17 protein-coding genes and 6 pseudogenes are annotated in these 23,045 nt (G+C 61.5%); 13 read left to right on the top strand and 10 right to left on the bottom strand.

What is annotated here, in order from left to right; genetic code table 11:
* Positions 1–57: 57 nt before the first annotated feature.
* Entirely contained in the window at positions 58–2,496 is a 2,439-nt protein-coding gene (locus LDZ21_RS29680) for a bifunctional diguanylate cyclase/phosphodiesterase (RefSeq protein WP_244797749.1), read from the top strand.
* A 419-nt stretch (positions 2,497–2,915) separates the two neighbouring features.
* Here the strand turns inward: LDZ21_RS29680 and LDZ21_RS29685 are convergent.
* Positions 2,916–3,146: pseudogene (locus tag LDZ21_RS29685) on the bottom strand (IS30 family transposase); the annotation flags it as partial.
* A 66-nt stretch (positions 3,147–3,212) separates the two neighbouring features.
* Between LDZ21_RS29685 and LDZ21_RS29690 the strand changes: the two are divergent.
* Positions 3,213–3,503 (top strand): annotated as a pseudogene (locus tag LDZ21_RS29690) (IS3 family transposase); the annotation flags it as partial.
* Positions 3,500–3,784, top strand: a pseudogene (locus LDZ21_RS29695) (transposase domain-containing protein); the annotation flags it as partial. The pseudogenes LDZ21_RS29690 and LDZ21_RS29695, both read left to right, overlap by 4 nt.
* An 11-nt stretch (positions 3,785–3,795) precedes the next feature.
* Here the strand turns inward: LDZ21_RS29695 and LDZ21_RS29700 are convergent.
* A pseudogene (locus LDZ21_RS29700) lies at positions 3,796–4,043 on the bottom strand (integrase core domain-containing protein); the annotation flags it as partial.
* 216 nt (positions 4,044–4,259) lie between these two features.
* Here LDZ21_RS29700 and LDZ21_RS29705 point away from each other — a divergent pair.
* The 4 genes from LDZ21_RS29705 (at position 4,260) to LDZ21_RS29720 (ending at position 8,650) form a co-directional block, all read left to right on the top strand.
* The gene (locus tag LDZ21_RS29705; RefSeq protein ID WP_244797750.1) at positions 4,260–5,219 is read left to right on the top strand and encodes a substrate-binding domain-containing protein; all 960 of its coding nucleotides are present in this window, start codon (positions 4,260–4,262) and stop codon (positions 5,217–5,219) included.
* A 76-nt stretch (positions 5,220–5,295) separates the two neighbouring features.
* Positions 5,296–6,771 (top strand): sugar ABC transporter ATP-binding protein, encoded by a 1,476-nt coding sequence (locus tag LDZ21_RS29710; RefSeq protein WP_425306870.1) that lies wholly within the window; start codon positions 5,296–5,298, stop codon positions 6,769–6,771.
* Between the two features lie 17 nt (positions 6,772–6,788).
* Positions 6,789–7,781, top strand: coding sequence for an ABC transporter permease (locus LDZ21_RS29715; protein WP_244797752.1), 993 nt, complete (start codon positions 6,789–6,791; stop codon positions 7,779–7,781).
* A gap of 140 nt (positions 7,782–7,921) precedes the next feature.
* Positions 7,922–8,650, top strand: a complete 729-nt coding sequence (locus LDZ21_RS29720; protein WP_244797753.1) for a GntR family transcriptional regulator — start codon at positions 7,922–7,924, stop codon at positions 8,648–8,650.
* Here the strand turns inward: LDZ21_RS29720 and LDZ21_RS29725 are convergent.
* The 8 genes and pseudogenes from LDZ21_RS29725 to LDZ21_RS29760 all read right to left on the bottom strand — a co-directional run bounded on the left by LDZ21_RS29725 (position 8,647) and on the right by LDZ21_RS29760 (position 15,764).
* Positions 8,647–9,303, bottom strand: a pseudogene (locus LDZ21_RS29725) (2-dehydro-3-deoxy-6-phosphogalactonate aldolase). The gene LDZ21_RS29720 and the pseudogene LDZ21_RS29725 sit on opposite strands and share 4 nt — an antisense overlap.
* A 21-nt stretch (positions 9,304–9,324) precedes the next feature.
* Positions 9,325–10,322, bottom strand: a pseudogene (locus tag LDZ21_RS29730) (2-dehydro-3-deoxygalactonokinase).
* 62 nt (positions 10,323–10,384) lie between these two features.
* Positions 10,385–11,113: an SDR family NAD(P)-dependent oxidoreductase gene (locus tag LDZ21_RS29735; protein ID WP_244797754.1), complete on the bottom strand. Its 729-nt coding sequence runs from the start codon at positions 11,111–11,113 to the stop codon at positions 10,385–10,387.
* Positions 11,114–11,217: 104 nt separating this feature from the next.
* The gene (locus LDZ21_RS29740) at positions 11,218–11,745 is read right to left on the bottom strand and encodes a 2,4'-dihydroxyacetophenone dioxygenase family protein (RefSeq protein WP_244797755.1); all 528 of its coding nucleotides are present in this window, start codon (positions 11,743–11,745) and stop codon (positions 11,218–11,220) included.
* A 46-nt stretch (positions 11,746–11,791) separates the two neighbouring features.
* Positions 11,792–13,015: an alpha-hydroxy acid oxidase gene (locus tag LDZ21_RS29745; protein ID WP_244797756.1), complete on the bottom strand. Its 1,224-nt coding sequence runs from the start codon at positions 13,013–13,015 to the stop codon at positions 11,792–11,794.
* A 15-nt stretch (positions 13,016–13,030) separates the two neighbouring features.
* Positions 13,031–13,942 carry an NAD-dependent epimerase/dehydratase family protein gene (locus LDZ21_RS29750; RefSeq protein WP_244797757.1) on the bottom strand — a complete coding sequence of 304 codons (912 nt, stop codon included), beginning with the start codon at positions 13,940–13,942 and terminating at the stop codon, positions 13,031–13,033.
* Positions 13,943–13,955: 13 nt separating this feature from the next.
* Positions 13,956–15,035 carry a lactonase family protein gene (locus LDZ21_RS29755; protein ID WP_244797758.1) on the bottom strand — a complete coding sequence of 360 codons (1,080 nt, stop codon included), beginning with the start codon at positions 15,033–15,035 and terminating at the stop codon, positions 13,956–13,958.
* A 39-nt stretch (positions 15,036–15,074) separates the two neighbouring features.
* Positions 15,075–15,764 carry a GntR family transcriptional regulator gene (locus tag LDZ21_RS29760; protein ID WP_244797759.1) on the bottom strand — a complete coding sequence of 230 codons (690 nt, stop codon included), beginning with the start codon at positions 15,762–15,764 and terminating at the stop codon, positions 15,075–15,077.
* A 153-nt stretch (positions 15,765–15,917) separates the two neighbouring features.
* Between LDZ21_RS29760 and LDZ21_RS29765 the strand changes: the two genes are divergently transcribed.
* From LDZ21_RS29765 to LDZ21_RS29790, 6 genes are all read left to right on the top strand, one after another.
* Positions 15,918–16,994: an ABC transporter substrate-binding protein gene (locus LDZ21_RS29765; RefSeq protein WP_244797760.1), complete on the top strand. Its 1,077-nt coding sequence runs from the start codon at positions 15,918–15,920 to the stop codon at positions 16,992–16,994.
* Positions 16,995–17,012: 18 nt separating this feature from the next.
* Positions 17,013–18,536 (top strand): sugar ABC transporter ATP-binding protein, encoded by a 1,524-nt coding sequence (locus LDZ21_RS29770; protein ID WP_244797761.1) that lies wholly within the window; start codon positions 17,013–17,015, stop codon positions 18,534–18,536.
* Positions 18,533–19,471 carry an ABC transporter permease gene (locus tag LDZ21_RS29775; protein WP_244797762.1) on the top strand — a complete coding sequence of 313 codons (939 nt, stop codon included), beginning with the start codon at positions 18,533–18,535 and terminating at the stop codon, positions 19,469–19,471. Before LDZ21_RS29770 ends, LDZ21_RS29775 begins: the two co-directional genes overlap by 4 nt.
* Before the next feature lie 16 nt (positions 19,472–19,487).
* Positions 19,488–20,483 (top strand): ABC transporter permease, encoded by a 996-nt coding sequence (locus LDZ21_RS29780; RefSeq protein ID WP_244797763.1) that lies wholly within the window; start codon positions 19,488–19,490, stop codon positions 20,481–20,483.
* A 48-nt stretch (positions 20,484–20,531) separates the two neighbouring features.
* The gene (locus LDZ21_RS29785) at positions 20,532–22,223 is read left to right on the top strand and encodes a GMC family oxidoreductase (RefSeq protein WP_244797764.1); all 1,692 of its coding nucleotides are present in this window, start codon (positions 20,532–20,534) and stop codon (positions 22,221–22,223) included.
* 61 nt (positions 22,224–22,284) lie between these two features.
* Positions 22,285–23,037, top strand: coding sequence for an SDR family NAD(P)-dependent oxidoreductase (locus LDZ21_RS29790; protein ID WP_244797765.1), 753 nt, complete (start codon positions 22,285–22,287; stop codon positions 23,035–23,037).
* Positions 23,038–23,045 lie beyond the last annotated feature (8 nt).

The following is a 23,045-nucleotide window of genomic DNA, read 5'->3' on the forward strand; positions in this document are numbered from 1 at the left end:
AAGCCCCTTTCGGCAGCCTGGCGCTGCAGTGAAACCGTCACTATAACCGGACCAAGAATGGAACACGGGAACACGCCGGGCCTTCAAGTCATCGACTGCATTCTTCACGAGCACGACAGAAGTCTCATGTTGCTTGCGTGTGTGGTATGTGCAATCGGCATTTATGCATCGTTCGCTGTAGGACGACATGCCGCCCGCGCTTCGGGCAAAGCGAGGGTTCACTGGGGCATAGTGAACGTCGTGGCTAGCGGATGCACGGCGTGGGCGACGCACTTCATCGTTTTGCTCGCTTTTGAACCACAGATGCCGGCGGCCTTCGAACCGTATCTGACCGCGGTGTCGCTAGCCTGCGCGATCGTCGGCATTGGCGCGAGCGTGACCGTCTCGATCGCCGGCGCACAACGGTCGAGGCAGGTCCTTGCCGGGTTGATCATTGGAACGGGGGTGGCGGCCCTTCACTACATCGGACAGAGCGCTTATCTGGTGCAAGGCACTGTGTCGTGGGACGTCGAACTGGTCCTTTCTTCGATTGGTGTAAGCCTGCCGTTGTTCGGAGTGGCGATGTTGGCAATTGCCAATCGGGACCGACGGATCCGAAAGCTCGCCGCCCCACTCATGCTCTTGGCAATCGCTTTGCTGCATTTCTGCGGCATGGGAGCGATGACGTTGCGGTACGAACCGACCGTTGTCTTCCCCTCAGATGCGGTTCTGCCGAGGACTGTGACGCCCGTCGTCGCCGGCGTGTCAATCGCGTTGATCATGCTGGCGGTGCTTGGTTGGCGCTTCGACCTCGCTGCGAAAGCGAGGATAAGGCAAGACAGGCGACGGCTGCGCGATCTCGCCGACGTTGCATTGGAGGGCCTGCTCATCACGCAAAGCGATGTGATCGTCACGTCGAACAGCAGCGTTGAACGTCTGTCCGGCTTCGCGCCGGAAGAACTGACAGGCACACATGTCAGTACGCTCCTTCCTGACATCGACCTCGGCGACTTACCCGAGAAGGAAGAGCGCGAGACCGAACTCGTGGGAGCGACTGGGCAGAGGATTCCGGTTCGCGTGCTACGCTCAGAAGTACCGCTAGGGCACAAGCTGCAAACCGTCTTTGCTGTACGTGATCAACGGGAACGCCTGCGCACTGAGGCGAAAATGCGCGCGCTCGCCTACAATGATTCGCTCACGGGGCTCCCGAACCGCGCGAGCTTGTACGAACTGCTCACGTTGCATACCGCTCTGCCCGCCGATACCGGCGAGCCGTTCGCCGTCATCATGGTCGACCTCGATCGTTTCAAGCAAGTCAACGACACGTTCGGTCATCCCATAGGTGATGACGTTCTCGTGCGCATCGCAGAGCGATTGCGGGCGATCGTACGGGCTGACGACGTCGTCGCACGCCTCGGCGGCGACGAGTTTGCAGTCATGCAACGCGGCGCCGACGCAGAAACAGCGTGCACGTTGTGCGTCCGCATTGTCGACGCATCCAATCGCGAGACGTTCGTCGTGGGCGGCCAGTCGATTCACCTCGGCGCGAGTGTCGGCTTTGCGCTTTACCCGGAAGACGGTCGCGTTCCAGCGGAGCTCTTGCGCAACGCGGATCTCGCGCTTTACGCTGCGAAGGCGGACGGCAAGGGGGTCCACCGGCGTTATGAGCCTGCATTGAACGACAAGACGCAAGAAAGGCAGGCCTTGGAAGCGGGACTGCGTCGCGCGCTAACGGATGGACACCTGGAACTCCACTATCAGCCGCTCGTTGACGCTCAAAGCGGGCGCATCGCTTCTGCCGAAGCGCTGGTACGCTGGCGTCATCCTGACCGCGGGCTCGTGTCTCCTGCGGAATTCATCGAAATCGCCGAAGAATCGGGCATCATCATTCCGCTGGGCGACTGGGTGCTTAGGACTGCTTGTGCACAAGCTGCGACGTGGCACTCGCACGTCGGCGTTGCGGTCAATCTCTCGCCTGTGCAGTTCCGCGACAAGGGCCTGGCGTCGAACGTCAGATCGGCGCTGCAAGACGCAGCGCTCCCGCCGGAGCGCCTAGAACTGGCAATCACCGAAGGCGTCCTGCTCATGGACGAAGCACGGACACTTCAAACCTTGAATGAACTTCGCGCAATGCATGTGCGCGTCTCGATGGACGACTTCGGCACGGGTTACTCTTCCTTGAGCTACATCCGCAAGTTTCCATTCGATAAGATCAAGATCGACAAGTCGTTCGTTCGCAACATCCCCGAGGACGCGGAAAGTGTCGCTATCGTGCGGGCGATCATTACGATGAGCGCGTGCCTCGGCCTTCCGACAACGATGGAAGGTGTGGAGACAGCCGACCAGTTCCGCTTCGCTGTGGCAGAAGGCTGCAGCGCCATACAAGGCTATTTCGTTAGTCCTCCTGTTCCTACTTCGAAGTTTCAAGCCCTCTTGGAGCAAGATGCATTTATCGGAGGTTCAGAGCCAGAGATTGACGGACGTCTCGCAACCGCCGAGGAACTCGCGAATGGCTAAACGGCCCATCGAGCAACAAGCGAATCGTTAGACCCAGCCCTAACCAGTTCTTTCCAGAGCCGGGGCAAAATGTCGGGCAGGTTGGCCACCGTTCGCCGCTCCGTGGCGGCCGATTTCAGCCATGGCGTGCTCGTCGGGTCACTCGTGCAACGCACACCAGCCGACCTGCTCAGCGTATTGGCGTCTCACGGATAGCCGCCCCAGGTCGCTTCGATTATGCGATCAACTAGCGTCTCGCGATTCCGCCACCCGCGAGTGCCGGTGCAGCGCAATTCCGAAGGGCGCTGAGATACGGCCATCGACCGTCCGTAGAGCGAGCAAAGCATTATCGCCGGAGGCGGCCTCTCTAGCAGGCCGTTGAAATATCCGTCGTTGGCGCGCTAAGACGCGTTGCGACGGATATTTCAACGGCCTGCTAGCTCAGCGAACGACAAGTATCGACCCGCGATAGGTTTGGACATGAATAGTGGCATGCCGCCACGATAGCGGAACCAGCGCGAGCCTACCGCTTGCGACGCGCCTACCGCCTGCGCCGCTTTCTCGCTTGTAATGCCGGTCGCGATCTGTTGCCAAAACCGACGCTCAATCTCATGTCCAAGTGATGGGGCGCCCGGCGAGTACATCGGTGCTCGACCCGTCAACCGATACACCTGCTTTGCACTTCGCACCATGCAGCACCTCCTCGATTGAAGGTGTTGCGACGACCGGTTGAATCCGCCCAATATTGCGCACAGGCATACCAGAAGCTCCTCAGGCAGTTCGGCATGCGCGCGTCGATGAGTCGCCGCGGAAATTGCTACGATAACGCGCCGATAGAATCATTCTGGGGTTCACTCAAGAACGAACTGATCTATCATCAGCGCTTCGCAACGCGCGTGCAGGCCAAACTTGCCATCAGCGAGTACATCGAAATGTTCTACAATCGGCAGCGCACGCAGGCACGTCTGAACTACCTGTCGCCTGCCGCATTTACGCGGCGATTCTATCTGGATCGTCCCGCTGCTTAACGCGTTGGCCTCCACTGATTCCGACCGACCTCAACAACAATTGGGTCGAAAATCAGATACGTCCATGGGCCATCGGCAGGTCCAACTGGTTGTTCGGAGGGTCGCTGCGCGCTGGCCAACGCGCCGCTGCGATCATGAGCCTCATCCGATCGGCGCAAATCAACGGGCACGAACCTCATGCATATCTCAAGGACATCCTGACCCGCCTGCCGGCCCCCAAAGCAAGCGACATCGCAACATTGCTGCCGCATAACTGGCAGCCTCTCGCGCCTGTCGCGTAAGCCATCGTTCGTCAAGACGAGTTCGCTGGCCGCTTACGCTTGAACTCGTTGGGTGTCGGATAGGCCAAGCTCGAATGCGGTCGAATGGCATTGTAGTGACGCCGCCATTGCATCGATAACGACCTTGGCTTCGACGCGCGTCCAGAACCATTCCAGGCTGAGGCATTCGTCTCGGAACTTGCCGTTGAAGCTTTCATCGGCACCGGTTCCGCCATGGCTTGCCGGGATCGCTCAGTGCCATATCCCAGCTTCTTCCGGCAACAAGTCGACCGGCCTTTCCTATTCGGAACGAACGATGCATATCCTAGTGGAAGTACCAATGCCCGTGAAGCAAGATGTCCATAGAATGACTGCCACACCAGATGGCAGACACCACAATCGCACGACCCGCTTGCGTTCTCGCATTATGGAATGCGCATGGCGCCAGACATTCGGCAATCCGCCATTGACGAGACGACATCACTAAAGGAGAACCATGAACAAACGTTTCCTGACGGTCCTTGCGGCCACTATCGCTGTCTCAAGTACAGGTCTGGCGCGTGCGGCAGACAATGTCGCCATCGCGGGCATCGTGTTCCAGCAGGACATGTTCATGCGAAGCGTTGCGCGAGGCATGAGCGAGGAGGCAAAGGCCGAAAACGTAACGTTGCTGGATGGCAACTCCGACAACAAGGCCGAGAAAGAAGCAAGCCTGATTGATACATACATATCACGAGGCGTCAAAGCGATCGTCATTGCGCCGCTGAGCGATCAGGCGTCGATTCCCGCACTCAAGCGCGCACACGACAAAGGCATACAGGTTGTAACGTGGACGACGGACATCAAGGCGGATTTCCCGGCCGCGCGTGTCGGATCGTCGGGCGCCATTATGGGCGGCGGCACCGGTAAGGCCGCTATGCGCTTCATCAAAGAAAAGCTCGGCGGCAATGCCACGGTCGGTCTCATTGGCTTCAAGGCTCAGCTGCCTGAGCTAAGCACGGCGCGCACTCAAGGCTTTCTGACCGAGGCGCGCAAGGGCGGCACGCTGAACATCGCAGCAGAGCAGGATGCGTGGCTCGCTGAGAAAGCAGTCACGGTGGTCAGCGATATGCTAACGGCCAATCCAAATATCAACGTCATCTATGCGGCAAACGAAGGCGGAACCGTAGGCGCGGTGCAGGCAGTGCGGCGTATGAACAAGCAGGGTAAGGTCTTCGTGTTTGGCACCGACGGCTCCGAGCAATTGACCAGGTTCTTGCAAGATAACGACGATGTCCTCATCGCCACCACTGCGGCCCAACCCAAGCTGATTGGTCGTGAAGCTGTCAAAGCCGCCTTGAAGGCTGTGAAAGGCCAACAGGTCGACAAAGTCGTCGAAGTGCCCGCCGTGCCGCTCAGCCGCGATGATCCGAAGACTCTCGCCGCTTACGCATCGAGCCTGAAGAATGTCAACTGAAACGCCCGTTGCGGCCCGCTCGAACGACGAGACCGAGACAGCGCGCAAGACGTTCGCACGCATCGAAGCGCGTGGCTTGTCGCGCAGTTTCGGCTCCATCGTCGCGCTCAGACAATTCACACATACATTCGAGTCGGGACAGATCCATGCGTTGATGGGCAAGAACGGCTCGGGAAAATCGACGCTCCTGAAGATCCTCGGTGGCTCGATTCGCGCAGATGGCGGCCAGTTGCTGCTCAACGACACAGCGTGCGATTTCCACCACCCTGCCGACGCGTTCTCGGTCGGTATCCGAATGGTGCATCAGGAACTGTCGCTAATTCCGACGCTTTCGGTGGCGGAAAACATTTTCCTCGGCCGTCTGCCCGTCATGCGCAAAGGATTACGGTTAGGCGTCGACTGGAAGCAATTGCGAAGCGACGCCGAGCGCATGCTCGAAGCGACTGGGCTCGACATATCACCGGACGATCCGGTATCGAAGCTTCCGGTCGGTCAACAGCAGATGGTGGAAATCGTCAAGGCGTATGCGACTTCGCCTTCGGTGCTGTTGCTCGACGAGCCGACATCTGCGCTCAGTCATCGCGAAGTGGACCGGCTATTTACCCTAGTTCGCCTGCTTCGCTCGCATGGTGTGACGATGCTCTACATCACGCATCGCATGAATGAAATCTTTGACATCGCCGACACCTGCACCGTGCTGCGCGATGGCGAGCACATCAGCTCAATGCCCATTGCGCAGACCAGTCCAAGAGAAGTGGTGCGAGCCATGTTCGGTGAGCATCATGTGCCCTCTCGCGTCCAGCCGCGTGAGTTGCCCACCGGACAACCTGCGCTGTCCGTGAAGAACCTGCAACGAAACGGCGTCTTCGAAGACATCAGCTTCGACTTGCGGCGCGGCGAAGTCCTCGGCATTTCGGGCATGCTCGGCGCGGGACGCACCGAGTTGCTGCGCTCGATTTTCGGCGCGGACCTGCTGGACAGCGGCACCATCGAAATGGACGGCAAAGCGGTGCAGGCACCGTCCCCGGCACGAATGAAGAAGCTGGGCTTGGGCTATACGCCCGAGAACCGCAAGGAACATGGCCTCGTTCAGATGCACTCGATTCATTCGAACTTGTGCCTGGCGGGAATGAGCCGAATATCCCGGCGCTCATTCATCAATCAGCAGATGGAAGCCGGGCCGGTGCGCCAGCAGATTGCCGACCTGGCGATCAAGGCTCCGCGCCCTCAGTTGCCCGTATCGTCGATGTCGGGTGGAAATCAACAAAAGGTGGTGCTGGGTAACTGGTTCAACACCAATCCACGTGTGATGTTCTTTGATGAACCGAGCCGCGGCATCGACATACAGGCGAAGGAACAGATTTTCGGAATCATCCGCGAGAAGTCGGCGCACGGAATGAGCGCCATCGTCGTATCGAGCGAACCGGAGGAATTGCTCGAAGTCTGCGACCGCATCTTGATCATGCATCGCGGGCGATTCGTGGCCGAGGTCAACCCGCAAACGATCGCCCTCGACGATCTTTATCAAATCATGATGGAGGGCGTGCAATGAGCGCCAAAGGAAGTGCAATGTCGAATACCACTTCGGCTGCCAAGGCGGGCGGAACGGGTGAATCCGTGGTTTATCGCTACATGCTGGAAATTGTGCTGATAGCGGTTGCCGTCATGCTAACGTTCTGCGCGCCCGGATTCTCGACGTTCTCGAATTTGCTAAATGTCATGCGCGCGATCTCGATGCTTGGTATCGTCGCGTGCGGGATGACCGCCGTCATCATCTGCGCCGAGATCGACTTGTCGGTGGGTTCGGGCATGGCGCTGGCAGGTTGCATCCTCGCGTGGGTCGTCGGCGCCTGCACGCCGATGATGGGCAGCGTCGCCGCGGTCATTCTCGGCTCATGCGCCGCTATCGCAGCCGGCATGGCGTGCGGGGCGTTCAGCGGCCTGATGAAAGCAAGCTTCAATGTCCCGACCTTCATCACGACGCTCGGCCTGTTCGCTGCATTGCGCGGCGCCGCGAACCTGATCACCGGCGGCTATCCGCTCGCAACGTTTCCGGGATGGTTCGATTTCATCGGCAACGGTTCGCTCTTCGGCTTGCCCTTCCCGGCCTTCGTGTTCGTCGCGGTCGTGCTGATCATGCATTTTGTCATGAGCTATACGACCTTCGGCCGCGCGGTGTATGCGGTCGGCGGCAACGCGGAAGCGGCCCGCCTGTCGGGCATCAAGGTGTCATGGGTCAAGACCGCGACGCTGGTGCTGACCGGCGGCCTCTCCGCGCTTAGCGGAATCCTGATCGCGTCGCAGATCGGCTCAGGAACCGGTACGACAGCGACGGGCATGGAACTCGACGTGATCGCCGCGACCATCATCGGCGGGACCAGCCTTTTCGGCGGCAAGGGACGCATCTGGGGCACCTTCATCGGCGTATTGTTTCTCGGCGTGATCGGCAATGGCATGACGCTGATGAACGTGTCCGAATACTGGCAATATGTCGTGCGCGGTGCATTGATCGTCGGCGCGGTCATGCTCAGTCAGGTGACCGATAACCGCCGCCGACGTTGAACTCCCCGCAGCCCTGCGAGCCGCGAGCGGGCAATGCCGCTTGCGTGTTCGCAGGACCGGCAGCACAACGCTCCGAAGTGCTTCTCCGTGACGGTTCTCACGTATCATCTCTTTGCACTCTGCATCAACTCGGACGCATCATGGAGCCCATCGAACGCGGTACATCGCTGACGGAAACCGTCGCCGCAAAATTGCGCGCGGCGATCGTCAGCGGCGATTATGAACTCGGTCAGCCTTTGTCCGAGCGGATCCTGGCCGAGATCCTGCACGTATCGAAGACGCCCGTGCGCGAGGCCTTGTCGCTGTTGCGGATGGAAGGCCTCGTGAAAGTGCTGCCGCAGCGAGGCGCGACTGTATTTCTGCCCAGCGAGGACGAGGTTCGCGAATTATGCGAGCTTCGTCAGGCGCTCGAATGCACGGCCGTGACGCGTGCCATGCAGCGGGACTGCGAAGGCTTTGCTGACAAGCTCGACGAGATCGTGCAGAAGATGACCGCGGCGCGCGCGAAAGGGAAAACACGCGTCTACCTCGAATGCGACACCGCCTTCCATCAGTGCTTCTTCGATTTTTGCGGCAATCAGTTAATGGCGAGAACGTACGCCCTTCACAGCGGAAAGATCGCCGCATTGCGGACACACCTCGCGGTCAGGCCGATGCATACGGATCTCAGTTTCGATGAACATCGGCAGATTGCGGAAGCCGCGCGCAAGAACGATATCAACCGCATTATGGCGCTAATCAATACGCATATCGATCGGACGCGGCAGAGCTTCACGAGTATCGTTGACGCGATACAAGCCGGGCCGCAACCCCGGTCGGAAATCACGCACGGCCGTCAGCGCGGCTCATATGTGTTGCGGAACAACTAACTTGCTGCAGTCATATAAGCGAGCGCATTGGACGTCGTCACATCGACGCCCTGGCCTGGCTTGTACAAGCCCGATCCAAGTCCAAAGCCGCTCGCGCCTGTTGCGCGCAACGAGCGGATGTCCACGGGCCGCACGCCACCCACAGGAATCAGCGCAGTGTCGCGCGGCATCACGAGGCGCCACGCCTTTAGTACGCTCGCGCCCAATTGCTCGAACGGAAACAGCTTGAGCACGTCAGCACCGTTCTTCAGCGCGGCGAACGCTTCGGTTGGCGTCGCGACGCCGGGCGCTGTCATCATGCCGCGCTCGCGCGCCGCCGCGATGACCTCGGGATCGCTGTGCGGCATGACGATCAACTGACCGCCCGCTCAGTCGACGTCACGCACGTCCGCCGCACGCAGGACGGTTCCGGCTCCGACGATTGCATCGGCGGGCAACGCGTCGCGAATCGCGCGGATGCTGTCCAGCGGACGCGGCGAGTTGAGCGGTACTTCGATGACATGAAAGTCCGCCTCGTACAGCACGCTCGCATGAGCGGCCGCTTCGTGCGCTTCTACACCACGCAGTATCGCGATGAGCGGACAGGTTTGGAGCGATTCGGTCAGCCGAACGCGAGTCGTCTCGCGGTAGAAATGGTCCGTCGGTGATTGCATGTTCGCTGTGCTTATCCTCACTTAGTCCGCATGCGCGGGCGACAGCAGACCCGCATCCTGCGCGATGTGAAAAAGCCCATGTTCCGTCGTGCCTTGAAGCACGCGAACATCGGTGCAGCCGAGGCGTTCGAGCGCAAGTTGGTATCGGCGGTACAGCGCGCGCTCGCCGATCAGTCCGAGCATCCAGTCGGCGAGCGTGCTGTGTTCGCTCGCAAGGTGATTCGACAATCCAAGCAGTTCATGCGTGATGAGCAGACCCGACAGATAGTCCGCCTGTTGCTCGGCCTGCAACTCGCCCGTCAAGCCGAGCGTGCGTGCGCTGAAGATCGTCGCGAGCATGCCTGCGTCGCCGCATTGTCTGGCGGCATCGACGCCGCGTAGAAACGCGACCTCGTCGGTGCCCGGACACGGATGCATCGTGCGTCCGAGTATGGTGTAATCGCGAAAACGCCGAACACTTCGCCGGTCATGAACGTCAGGAAGCGCTCGATGCTTCCATCGACGACGAACGCCCATTTCGCGTGCGTACCAGGAAGGCCGATCAAGGTCCTACCGCCATCGGCGAATTCCGGATGCGCAACCAGCGCACCGACAATCTGCGTTTCTTCGCCGCGCATCACGTTCGGAAGCCTGCTCCGCTCGATGATTCACGGCACGATATGAACCGGCACGCCGCGCGACGACTTCACCGTCTTGAGTCCCCCACTTAACGGCGCGCAATTCGCGGGCGCAGTGACGTAAGGCGCTTCGGCCCAGCCTTGCGCGCTGCCGATCAAGCCGGCCGCGATGACCGGCACCTCGCGCGCGGTCAGCCAGTCGCCGCAGATGGCTTCGAACGCTTCGTCGAAGCCGCCCGCCTCTCTCGGCTTCGGCAAACGCATGATGCCGTTCGCGGACTGGCGCGTATCGATGACGCCGCCCACCGCATCGAACAGATAGGCGCGCAATGACGAGGTGCCCCAGTCGAGACCGATGAGCGCGGGTGAGCCGTGGGATTCAATGTGCATTCGAAAGTCCATGAGGACGAAGTGCTCTGCTACGCGTCGCGCGGGCCTTGCAGCGTGAGCACGCCTCAGCGATGTCAGGCCACGAGGTAGCCGCCATCCACCGGTACGATCGATGCCGTCATGAACGACGCCGCCGGCGTACACAGGAACACCGCGACCTGCGCAACTTCTTCGGGCGTGCCCCATCGCGCGAGCGGCGTGCGGCCGAGAATGGCCTGCGAGCGGGCGTCGTCGTTCTGTAGCGCCTGCGTCAGCGGCGTGGCGATCCATCCCGGCGCGATCGCATTCACGCGGATGCCGTCGGCCGCATAAGCGATCGCGAGCGACTTGGTCAGTTGCGCGACGCCGCCCTTGCTGGCGCTGTACGCCGGCACCAGGCCGCCGCCGAAAAAGCTCAGCATCGACGCGGTATTCACGATGCATCCGGCCGATTGCGCAAGCAACGCGCGCGCGGCCGCGCATGCGCGCATCGTCCCGTTGAGGTTGATATCCAGCACTTTCTCGAACACCTCCACTTCGTGTTCGTCGCCACGCCGTATCACGCCCGCGCAATTGACGAGCATATCAAGGCGTTCGAATCGGCCGATCAGTGCGGTGACATCTTCAGTAGAACAGACATCGAGCGATACCTGTTCGACGGCTGCATCGAGCGTATCGGTGGCGCCTTCAGGCTGGGGCAAGCCCGCCGCGACGACACGCGCGCCAAGTTGCGCAAGACGGTTGGCGATCGCCGCCCCGATTCCCGACCGGCCGCCCGTCACGAGGGCGACCTTGCCATCAAGAAGATTCTCTTTGAACGTCATATGAGTTCCGGATGTTTGATGACGCTGATCGCTTCAATGAAATCCGATCAGATTCGTTGTACTACAAGACGGACACGTGTCAAGGGTCCGGAAGACCGCTTGGCTTACCGGATGAACTGATCGACGTAATCTTCGCCCAGTCCGACCGATGCATAGTGCTTGCGGCACATGTCGATTTTCGTGAACACGTCTTCGTACCCGGTGTAGTTGCCATACGGATCGCAGTAGAACATCACGCCGTTGACCTGGAAGTACGTGATCATTTCTTCGACGTCTTCGGGCACGTAGAGCGTGTGCGTTTCGCCCGGCGGTTCGTACACGTAGCTGCCCTCCGTGGCAGTCCATTCGTGTTCGAGATATTTCCAACGGCCCTTGAGCACCATGCCATGCACGCCCTGCGGATGACGATGCCGGCTGAGCACGCCCGACTTGCGCACGCGCAACAGGTTCATCCAGTAACCCTGCGACGCATTCAGACAAAGCGGACGGAACGACACGTTCTCCGCTTGCGGAACCCACACACGCTCGTCCTGCGGAATGGCGAACGGCACCACTACTTCCTTCTGCGCTTCCTTGGGGAAAGGAAGTTGATAGGGTGTCATGGGTGAATACTTCTCGACGATCTCGGCCATCACTATGCTCCTTGCGGTTTATGGGGAATATTTCTTCGTCGACGCATCAGCGCGACGCCTGCGCTTCACGAGCGATGCCGTGGAGCAGATGCCCGACATCGGGCGCGGGCTCGCCCGGTCCCGGCGTGAAGCGATGCCGCACAGCGTCGCGGTTCGCGCGAAGCTCGTCGATCGAACACATGCCCATCAGAGCTAAGGTCAGATCCGTTTCGGTGCGCAGCAGCTCGATTGCCTGGCGCACGCCCTTGCGTCCCGATGCACCCAGTCCGTAGGCATACGCGCGGCCCAGCAGGACTGCATCCGCGCCTAGCCCGATCGCTTTCACGATATGACTGCCCCGGCGTATTCCGCTATCGAGCAGCACTTCGGCGCGGCCCGCGACGAAGCGGGCGATTTCGGGCAATGTGGAAATGGACGAACGTGCGCCGTCGAGCTGACGTCCACCGTGATTCGATACGCAAACGCCGTCCGCGCCGCCGTCGAGCGCGCGTTCTGCGTCCTGCACCGACAACACGCCCTTGACGACAAGCTTGCCGGGCCATTCGCGGCGTAACCAGGCGAGGTCGGACCAGCTCATCCTCGCATCGACATTCGCGGACAGATACGCGGCCTGCGCCATCAGATTGGCGGGCACGCCGGCCTTACCTTTGACATTGCCGAGCAGAAGGCGGCCATGCACACCCATGCGTATGCACCATGCGGGCCGTGACATCAGATCGAGAATCGTGGCGAGCCTGAGCGATGACGACGTGCGAAAACCATTACGCGTGTCGCGCTCGCGCACCGACGACACGTTGGTGTCGGCCGTAAGAAAGAGCGTCGTCACGCCGACCTGCCACGCGCGCTGCATGATTTCGGATGCGAGTTCGCGGTCCTTGAACACGTAAAGCTGCATGGACAAACCGTTCGGCATCGCGGCGCCCACTTCCTCGATCGAATTGATGGAGAAGGTCGAAAGGCACATCGGTATGCCGGCGTCCCGCGCGGCGTGCGCGGCCTGCACTTCGCCGTCGGGCCAGAACGATCCGGCGAATCCGACCGGCGCGAGCATGGCGGGCATCGAATAGCGAGCGCCGAGAAATTCGGTCGACAGATCGCGCGTCGAGAGATCGACGAGCACGCGCTGCTCGAGCGTGCACCGGTCGAAGTCTTCTGTGTTGCGCGCCAGCGTGCGCTCGGAAAACGCGCCGCCGTCGATGTAGTCGAAGAACATCCGGGGCAACTTGCGCCGCGCTTCGCGCCGCAGGTCTTCAATGTTGGAGATGGTCATGGGCGCGTGACCTCGTTACGCCCTTTCGACGTGAGCGTAGGCGTCGTCTTCGGGCCGATAGCCGAGATACTCGATCGCGCCGCTTAGATCCCAGTCCATGTCCTTGTTGTTCGACACACCGTTGACGACGATCGCCTGCGAAGGCCATGCGTCGCTAGACGCAAGCACCGAGCGAATGAACAACTGATCGAGATCGCGATTGGACAGCCACATGTTGCGGAACCATCGCAGGGTGCGGCGGGCTTCATCGTCCAGCACGGTCGTGTCGGACGTCGATGCGGGCGAGCCCGAGTGCGTGATGTCGCGCGCGTTGTTCTCGCCGGTGAGCGCCCAGCCCACTCGCACGGACACGGTGCTCAGCTTGCCGCCTGCGAGTTCCGCCACGGACGCGCAAAGCTTTTCGCCCATGACCTTGGCCGTGCCATAGGCGAGCGAATACAGTTCGCGCGTGCCGTCGTGCCATTTCGTTCCGGGTGCGGTGGCAATGTCGGTCGTGAGCAGGCCGGGGCCCATCTTCGCGGCCAGTGGCATGTCCTTGTATGCGCCCATCGTGTGGTTCGAAGATGCGAACACGAAGCGCGGGACGCCTGCCCGCACGCATTCCATCAGCAGATTCGAGGTCATCTCATAGGAGGCGAGTGAGTCGAGCCATGAAGAATCCGGCACGGGATTGAGCGCGGCGAAATGAATCACGGCGTCGACCTCGTCCATGGCGCGCGTCCATTCGCCGGCGCGTTGGGTTAGATCGCCCTGAACCAGACGAAGGCGCTTGCGGGCGGCATCGGAGAACTTCGAGTAATCGCCGCTGCGAACGATACCGATGACCTGCTCGCACCATTCGGTGCGGGTCAGCGCCTCGACGACCTTCTGCCCCAGATTGCCGCCGGCGCCGGTCACCATCACACAGCGAGGAATAGGATGATTCATGTTGCAATTCTCCTTAGATGAATTCCATGCAGACGCCCGAGGGAATCGCGTGCGTATGTCCCGTATCGGTCAGCGCGCCGGTTTGCTCGTCGATTGAGAACACGCGGATGAAGCCGTCGTCCTGCGACGCGGCCAGCAGAAAGCGGCCGTCCGGCGACACGCGGATATCGCGCGGCGTTCGGCCGCCGACCGCCCACGTTCCGATCGACTCGAGCGTGCCCTGCGCTTCGTCGATGCGCGCGGCGAATACGGAGTCGTGTCCTCGATTGCCGACATACACGAACTTGCCTGACGGATGCAACCGCATGCCGCCTGTCGCGCTTTCCTGATCGAACGACTGCGGCAATGTCGAGACTTCGCTCACCAGTTGCGCGTCGTGATCGCCGAGTGCGTACATGCGAACTGTCGAACTCAACTCGTAGTTCACGAGCATGTGCGTGCCCGAGCGCGTGAAGGCGAGATGACGCGGACCCGCGCCGGGAGCGGCGGGCAGCATCAGATCGGATGCTGATTCCGGCTCGCCGCCCAGGCTAAGACGATGCCGCACAATTCCGTCGATGCCGAGATCGGAAAGGTAGAGATGGCGTCTATCCGGACTGACGAGCGCGCAGTGCGCATGCGGGCCCTCCTGACGTGCGGCGTTGGGCCCGCTGCCCTCGCGGGCCAGCAGACGCGGCTCGCCGGAAGGTACGCCGTTGGCATCTAGCGCATAGGCGAGCACTTCGCCGGTCGCATAGTTTGAAACGAGCAACAGGGAGAGCTCGTCGTCGACCGATATGTGACAGGGCCAGCCGCCTGGCGTCGTCAGGTCGCGCAGTAGATCGAGTGTGCCGTTATCCGGATCGAGTTTATACACACCGATGCCCGGCCCGTCTTTCGCATCCACTTCACGCACAGCGTAAAGACGCTTGCGGTCTGCGGACAACGCGACATATGAAGGATTGACTGCCGCCTGCACCGAACGCTCGCGCAGTTTGCCAGTGGCCGTATCGAAGCCGAGCACGTAGATGCCCTTGCCTTCGCCGTTCACGTGCGGCATCGGCAATGTATAAGTGCCGACGACGAGCAACGCTTCCTTGCCCAACTGTTTCATCTCGCTTGTCCCTTGTTCGTTCGATCCAGCGTGGCCGGCTTACAGCACGCCGCCGCTATTGCGAATGTTGTTGATCATCTTTTCGCGAGTCGAAGCCAGGTGCTGACTGATCGCGCGTTCCGCCGCCGCCTCGTCCTTCGACACGACCGCCTTGAGGATGGCGAGGTGCTCCGTATGCACACGCTTCGGCGGCACCAGCGGCCGGTAGTAATGGCTGCGCATGATGTGCATGTAGATGTTCAGATTCTCGTAGGTGAGTTTCATGCGCTGGTTATTGCAGGCATCGATCAGCGTGTTGTGAAACGCGCTGTCGGCGAGCGAAAACGCCAGGTAGTCCTTGAACTCGCTGTCGGACATGAATCCGCTCATTTCGTCGATCAGCGCCCGCATGCGTTTGGTGACCTGCGGGTTCTCGGGGCTGTGAATCACGAAACGCGCCGAATAGAGTTCGAGCGCTTCCCGAACCTGGAAGATTTCGACCGCATCTTGTTCGGTGATGCCTTTGACGAAGGTACCCCGCCGTGCCCTGACCTCGACGAGGCCATCCGACGCCAGTCGCTTGATAGCGTCCACCACCGGTGTACGGCTGACCTGCAATTCGAGCGCAACTTCGTCCACGTTGATCTGCTCGTCGATCTTCATTGCGCGACTCAGGATGCGCGCCCGTACGGCGTCGTACACCTGATCGGCCAGATGGGTGTGCTGAATCGGTGTAAAACCGCGGCTCATTTGCACTGCTCCTCTCATTCGTTTGCGACGGTCCGTCGCAGATGTTGTTGACATCAACATCTAACATGTGAAATATTACACTACACAACGAGCGCTGCCAAGCAAACGCAAAGGCAACGCAAAAACGCAGTTCAACCCCGGAGACAACGAAACATGAAGCAATCCAACGCCTTCTTCTTGCGCGCCATCGTCGCAGCTGTGCTGTCCCTGACTGGCGTGGCAAGTCAGGCTGCAGAGCCGGTTCTGATGCCGGGCGCCATCGTGCGCGAAGGCACCAATCCGATGACTGCGCCGAATCAGTACAAGAAATCGGCGCCCTGGAAAATCGGCTTCAGCATCTGGGGTTTCGGCAACACCTGGATGACGCAGATGGTGCATGAAACCGACGCGGAAGCGGCCAAGCACAAGGAAATCGCCAAGGTCGTTTTCGCCGACGCCAACTCCAAGCCCGCTAAGCAGATCGCAGATATCGAAGACATGATCGCGCAGAAGGTCGATGCGATTATCATCGCACCGGTGTCATACACCGCGCTCACGCCGGTCATCAAGAAGGCGGTCGCGGCGGGTATTCCCCTGATCGTGCACTCGACCGAAGTCGATACGGACGCCTACACCACTGAGATTCAAGGCGAATCGCTCTACTTCGGGCAGGTAGGCGGCAAGTGGCTGGTCGATACGCTGCACGGCAAGGGCAACATCTGGGTGCTTCGCGGCCAGGCCGGTATCGCGGCCGACACCATGCGCTACGACGGCCTGCGCAAGGCGCTCGCCGGGTCGAATATCAAGATCGCATCCGAGCAATACGGCGACTGGTCCTACAACAAGGGAAAGCAGGTGTGCGAGTCGCTCATGCTCTCCAACCCGAATCCGGACGGTATCTGGTCTTCGGGCGGCGATATGAGCCGCGCCTGTATCGAAGTGTTCAAGGAATTCGGTAAGCCCGTTCCGCCCATCACCGGCGAAGGGAACAACGGCTTCATGCGCGCCTGGAAGAACAGCGGCGCAAATGCAATGGCGGCTGTGTTTCCGTCCGAACAAGGCGCGGCCGGCATTCGCGCAGCGGTGGCGTTACTCAATGGCGACTCGCTGCACAAGCGATACGTACTGCGCCCCGACCCGATCACCAAGGCCAATTTCGACAAGTTCTTCCGGCCCGATCTCAACGACAACTACTGGGCGCCCAGTTCGTTGCCCGAAGCCGATCTAAAGAAATACTACGGTTCGAAGTAAGCGACGGAGACACGCGTCATGGAAACGTTAGTCGCTGCAAGTCACATCACGAAGTTGTATGACGGCGTGCCTTCGCTCGTGGATGTTGGCATCACGGGCAAGGCCGGTTCGATTCACGCTGTCACCGGTGAAAACGGCGCGGGCAAATCCACGTTGATGAAGATCATCGCTGGCGTGGTCGCGCCGACCGAAGGTCAGGTCACGGTGCGCGGCACGCCGGTGCGGTTCTCGTCTCCGCTCGACGCGCTCAACGCAGGCATTTCGACCGTATTTCAGGAATTCTCGCTTGTCGGCAATCTCACCGTGGCCGAGACGATGTTCCTCGGACGCGAGCCGAAGCGCGGACTGTATGGCGTAGACCGCAGGCGCATGGAGGAAGAAGCGCGCGCGGCACTCGGCTATCTCGGCCTGAGAATCGATCCGCGCCGGCTGGTGAGTTCGCTCACCGTGGCCGAGCAGCAGTCTGTCGAGATCGCGAAGGGTCTGGCCGTCAGTGCGGACATTTTCATCTTCGACGAGCCGACCGCCGCGCTGAACACGAAAGATGTGGAGCGCATCGAGTCGCTGCTCCTCAAACTGCGTGATCAGGGCAAGTGCATCTTCTACATATCGCATCGGATGCGGGAAATTTTCGACCTGTGCGATACCGCGACGGTCCTCAAGGACGGCAAGCTGGTCGGCTCATACGCCACCGCCGATTTGAACCCCGACCGCCTGCTGTCACTGATGGTCGGGCGCGATGTGGAGCACCTCTATCCGCCGCGCGCGGATTATCACAACGGCGCGGCGCTGAAGGTAAGCGCGCTGAGCACCGCGCCGGGCCGCACCGGCGTCGACTTCGATGTGAGACGCGGCGAGATCCTCGCGCTCGGCGGACTCGAGGGTCAGGGACAACGCGAAATCGTGCGCTCGCTCGCGGGCGTGGCGAAAGGCTGCACCGGCAAGCTGGAATTGCAGCGCCGTTCGGGTGCGTCGATCTCCTTCCGACCGCGTGCGGGCGTGCGCCTCGCGCTGTCGAACGGCCTCGCCTTCATGCCAGAAGACCGCAAGGGCGAAGGCCTCTATCTCGACTTGCCAATTCGCGAAAACCTGACGCTCGGCATGCATCAACGCAAGCACTCGTGGGCCATCGCGCGGCCGCTCGCGGCGCTCGTCAAGCGGCTCTCCGACGAACTGCGGATACGCGCGGCCAGCCCGGCTCAAGCAGTCGTCAGCCTGTCGGGTGGCAATCAGCAAAAGGTGATGCTCGGACGCTGGATAGCCATCGACGCAGATGTACTGCTGATCGAAGAGCCAACGCGCGGCGTCGATGTCGGCGCCAAGGTCGACATCTACAACGCGTTACGCACTTTTTGCGAGCGCGGCGGCGCGGTGATCTTCACGTCGCGCGAGTTGCCCGAAGTGATCGGCCTGGCCGACCGCGTTCTCGTTGTCAGCAACCATCGCATCGTCAAGGAAATCGACGCGAAGGACGCCACGGAAGAGGACATTCTGCAGGCGGCCGTCGCCCGTACCGAAACGCTTGCAGGAGCCACAGCATGATTTCGCGCCTCACCTCTCTCCGGGCCGACCGCACCGGCGGCCAATACGTGTCCGGCGCGCTGCTGGTGATCGCGATCGTGGCGCTGGCGGCCTCTTTCGCGAGCTTCCGGACGCCGCAGAACCTCGGCAACCTCATCGTGCAGGCCACGCCGCTGATGGTCGTCGCACTCGGACAGACCTTGCCGATTCTCACCGGCGGTCTTGACCTGTCGGTCGGTGTCGTGATGAGCCTGTCCACGTGCATTCTCGCCACCATCAGCTCGCCCGCGCTCGCGATCGCGCTGACCATCCTGAGCGCCGCGCTCGTCGGTATCGTGAACGGTGTCGGCGTGACGCGGTTTCGCGTGCATCCGATCATCATGACCTTGTCCACCGGAACTGTGCTGCAAGGCATCGTGCTGCTCGTGCAGCCGTCGCCTGGCGGCAGCGTCTGGCCGATGATTCCCGCCGCCGTCGGCAACTCCGTGATGGGCGTGCCGATCGCGCTGTTGTGGGTTGCGCTGGCGATCTGGTTCGCGTGGTCGCTGCTGCATCGCTCGCGGCTCGGCCTGCACGTCTACGCGGTCGGCGGCGGCGCGGATAACGCGGCGCTCGCGGGCGTGTCCGTCACGCGCACCACCATCGCGTCCTATGTGATTTGCGCACTGTTCGCGGCGGTCGCCGGCATCTTCCTCGCCGGACGTATTTCCTCAGGCGATCCGTGGGTCGGCGCATCGTACGGGCTTGACTCAGTGGCCGCCGTCGCCCTCGGCGGCACGCAACTGAGCGGCGGGATCGGCGGGCCGCTTGGCACGGCGTTCGGCGCGTTGCTGCTGAGTATCGTCGGCAACGCGATGAATATCGTGCAGATCAATCCCTTCCTTCTTTCGGTGGTCAACGGCGCGCTGCTGCTGTTCGCGGTCTGCCTGCGTCGCCGTAAAGAAATCGGAATCTAAGTCTGGAAACTACGCCATGCCCGTCCAACCTGCCTCCGAAGCCGGAAATCTTTCGATGCGCGCCGCGCCGCGCTTCGACTTCCGCAAGTTCTTCGTCGCGGTGCCGCCGTCGATCTTCGTGCTCGCCGCGCTGTTGCTGTTCTGCGTTTTTCTTCGCCCGGTGCTGTTGCAACTGCCGTTTCAGATGGTCATCGCGCGTCAGGCCGCGCCGCTCGGCCTGGCCGTCGCCGCACAGATGATTGTGATGCGATGCCGCTCCATCGACCTGTCCGTCGGCGGCGTTTTTGTGATGACGAACTATCTGATCACCACCGCACCGCTCAACGAGCTGTCCGCGCCGATGCTGCTTCTCGGCGCGCTCGCGATGGGCGCGCTGATCGGCCTCGTCAACGGCCTGCTCATCACGCAGTTTCGCGCGTCCGCCGTGATCGCCACGCTTGCGATGGCGTCCATTCTCACAGGGACCGTGCTGTTCCTGAGTTCCGGCAGCAGTCCCGGCTCGGTGCCGGAGCCGGTGCAAGTGCTCGGCAGCGCGAAGCTCGGCATGGTGCCCATCGCAACCGTGATCTGGGCGGGCGTGCTGCTGCTCCTCGCCATCCCGTTGCGCTACATGGTGTTCGGCCGTCTGCTTAAGGCCGTAGGCAGCAATCCGGTCGCGGCCACGCTGTCGGGCTTGCCGGTCGAGGGCGTGTTTATCGCCTCGCATGTCGCTGCGGGTCTGCTCGCCGCGGCGGGCGGTCTGTTGCTGTCGGGCTATGTCGGCGTAAGCACGACCAGTGTGGGCACCGACGTGGTGATGAACTCGATCGCAGGCGTGATCCTTGGCGGCATTACCTTCGGCGGCGGACGCGGCGGCTTGATCGGACCGTGCGCGGCGGCCTTCGCGCTCACGCTGCTCTTCAACGTGCTCAACGCCTACGGCGCGGGCGAGTCCGGCAAGCTGATCGTGCAGGGTCTCGCGATCGCGGGCGCGGCCATTCTCGCGGGCATGGCGCGGCGCACGCGCGGCTGATTATTTGCGACGGATCACATCGCTTCTCAAGGTTCCAGGTTTCGAGATATGGCCAAAGCAACGACGCACTACGATTTCATCGTGATTGGCGCGGGCGCGGCGGGTTGTCTGACCGCCGGCCGTCTGGTGCGCGATCATGGCGCGCGGGTTCTGCTCGTCGAAGCGGGCGCGCGCGACCGCAATCCGCTCATCCACATGCCTGCGGGCTTCGTCAAGCTGCTGACGAATCGCGACTACATGACGTTTCATCGCAGCGCGGAACATGCGCATCTGAACCGCCGCCAGCCTTCGATTCCGCAGGGCAAGGTGCTCGGTGGCGGCAGTTCCGTCAACGCGATGGTCTACATTCGCGGCCAGGCGCGCGACTACGACGACTGGGTGTCCGTCACCGGCGACGCGTCTTTGAATTACCGTCGTCTGCTGCCGCACTTCATCCGGCTCGAAGGCAACTCCACGTTCAACAACGCGGAGCACGGCGTCGACGGTCCGCTGAAGGTATCCGACGGCGCGAACCTGAGCGATGTATCGCGCGCATTCGTGCTTGCCGCGCAGCAGACCGGCCTGCCCTTCAACCCCGATTTCAACAGCGGCACGCAAATGGGCGCGGGCTTCTATCAGACGACGACGTATCGCGGCCGCCGATGCAGCGGCGTCGACGCATTCCTTGCGCCCGTCATGAACGATCCGCGTCTGGAGATCCGCACGGACACCACGGTCACGCGCATTCTGATCGAAGGTAACGTGGCGCGCGGCATCGAAGTGCAGAATGGATCGCAGCGCGAGCAGATTTTCGGCGGACAGGTGATTCTGACAGCAGGCGCGCTCGTGACACCCAAACTGCTGATGTTGTCGGGCATCGGCGCGGCGGGCGAACTGGCGCGTTTGGATATCCCGGTGAAGGCTGATCTGCCCGGTGTCGGCGAGAATTTGCAGGATCATCATGAAGTGCCGGTCGTCGCGTTCTCCAAAGGAAAACACGGCTACTTCAATCAGGATCGCGGCTGGAACCAGTTACGCAACGGGCTGCAATATCTCGCGTTCCACAACGGCCCGGTCGCATCTAACGCGGTGGAAGCCGGTGCGTTCTTCAATCCCGACGACGCATCCGGCGCGCCGTCCATTCAGGTGTTCTGCCTGCCGACCGTGTATCTCGACCCCGATGTCACGTCGACACGCGCGACCTACGGGTTCACGCTGAACAGTTGCGTGATGCGCCCGAAAAGCCGTGGCCGCGTCTCGCTGCAGACGGCCGATTCGGCCGCGACGCCCATCGTCTACCCGAACTATCTGCATCATCCCGATGACCTTCGGCTGTCCATCGCGGGCATGCGCCGCGCGGCGCGCATCATGCGCGCCGGACCGCTCGAAGGCATGGTCGATCGAATCGTATTGCCGGACGAGCGTGCGTTGACGGATGCATCTGCCGCATCGGACGAGGCGCTCGCGGAGCATTGCCGCCGCACCGTGAAGACGGTCTATCACCCGGCGGGCACTGCGCGCATGGGCGCGGATAGCGATCCGATGGCCGTTCTGCGCACGGACATGACGGTGCGCGGCATCGAGGGCTTGCGCGTGTTCGATACCTCGTCGTGGCCCACCATCGTCAGCGGCAACACGGTTGCGACGACGTATGCCGTTGCCGACCGCGGCGTGTCGATGATGATGGGCGAGACATTGCCGCAAGAAGCACGGACCCGCGACATCGAATCCACCGATCCTGCGCTGACGCACGCTATCTGACGCACGCATGGATCTGCTACGCGCGTGGATCGACATAAGGATGACTAATCGGAGACGCCATATGAATGACATTCTTTCCTGCTTCGCACCGGATGTTCTGGCCGGAAAAACCGCGCTCGTGTCCGGCGGTACCAGCGGAATCGGTCTTGATATCGCAAAGGGACTCGCGGGACTCGGCGCGCGAGTCATGGCGACGGGCAGTTCCATCGACAAGATTACGCAACTTAAGCGGGCCGATGCAACGGATCACCTCACGTTCGATCAACTCGATGTGACCAATCCCGAAGCGATTGCATCGTTCGTGCAGCGCTTGGAGCATCTCGACATTCTCGTGAACGCGCAAGGCATCTCGCGGCCCGGTCGGGAATACGACGACGCCACGTTCCTCAACGTCATGGACATCAATCTGATCAGCGCCATGCGATTGTCCAGCTCGACCATTCCGCTTCTCACGCGCTCCCAAGGCACGATCATCAACATCGCTTCCATGCTGAGTTATCTCGCCGATGCGGAAGTGCCCGCCTATTGCGCGAGCAAGAGCGGCATGCTCGGGTTGACGCGCGCATTGGCGCATCGTCATGGGCGCGACGGCGTGCGCGTCAATGCCATCGCGCCGGGTTATCACCGCACGGCGATGACGCACGGACTATGGAGCGAGGAAGCGGCCGCGACGAAGATCGCCGAACGCACGGCGCTCAAACGCTGGGGTGAAGCCGACGATCTCGTGGGCGCCGCCATCTTTTTGTCAACGCCGGCCGCGCGCTACATCACCGGCGCGACCATCGCGGTGGACGGCGGCTACGTCGTCGGCTGAACAGGGAG

The sequence above is a fragment of the Caballeronia grimmiae genome (assembly GCF_022879615.1).
GTDB classification, from domain to species: Bacteria; Pseudomonadota; Gammaproteobacteria; order Burkholderiales; family Burkholderiaceae; genus Caballeronia; species Caballeronia grimmiae.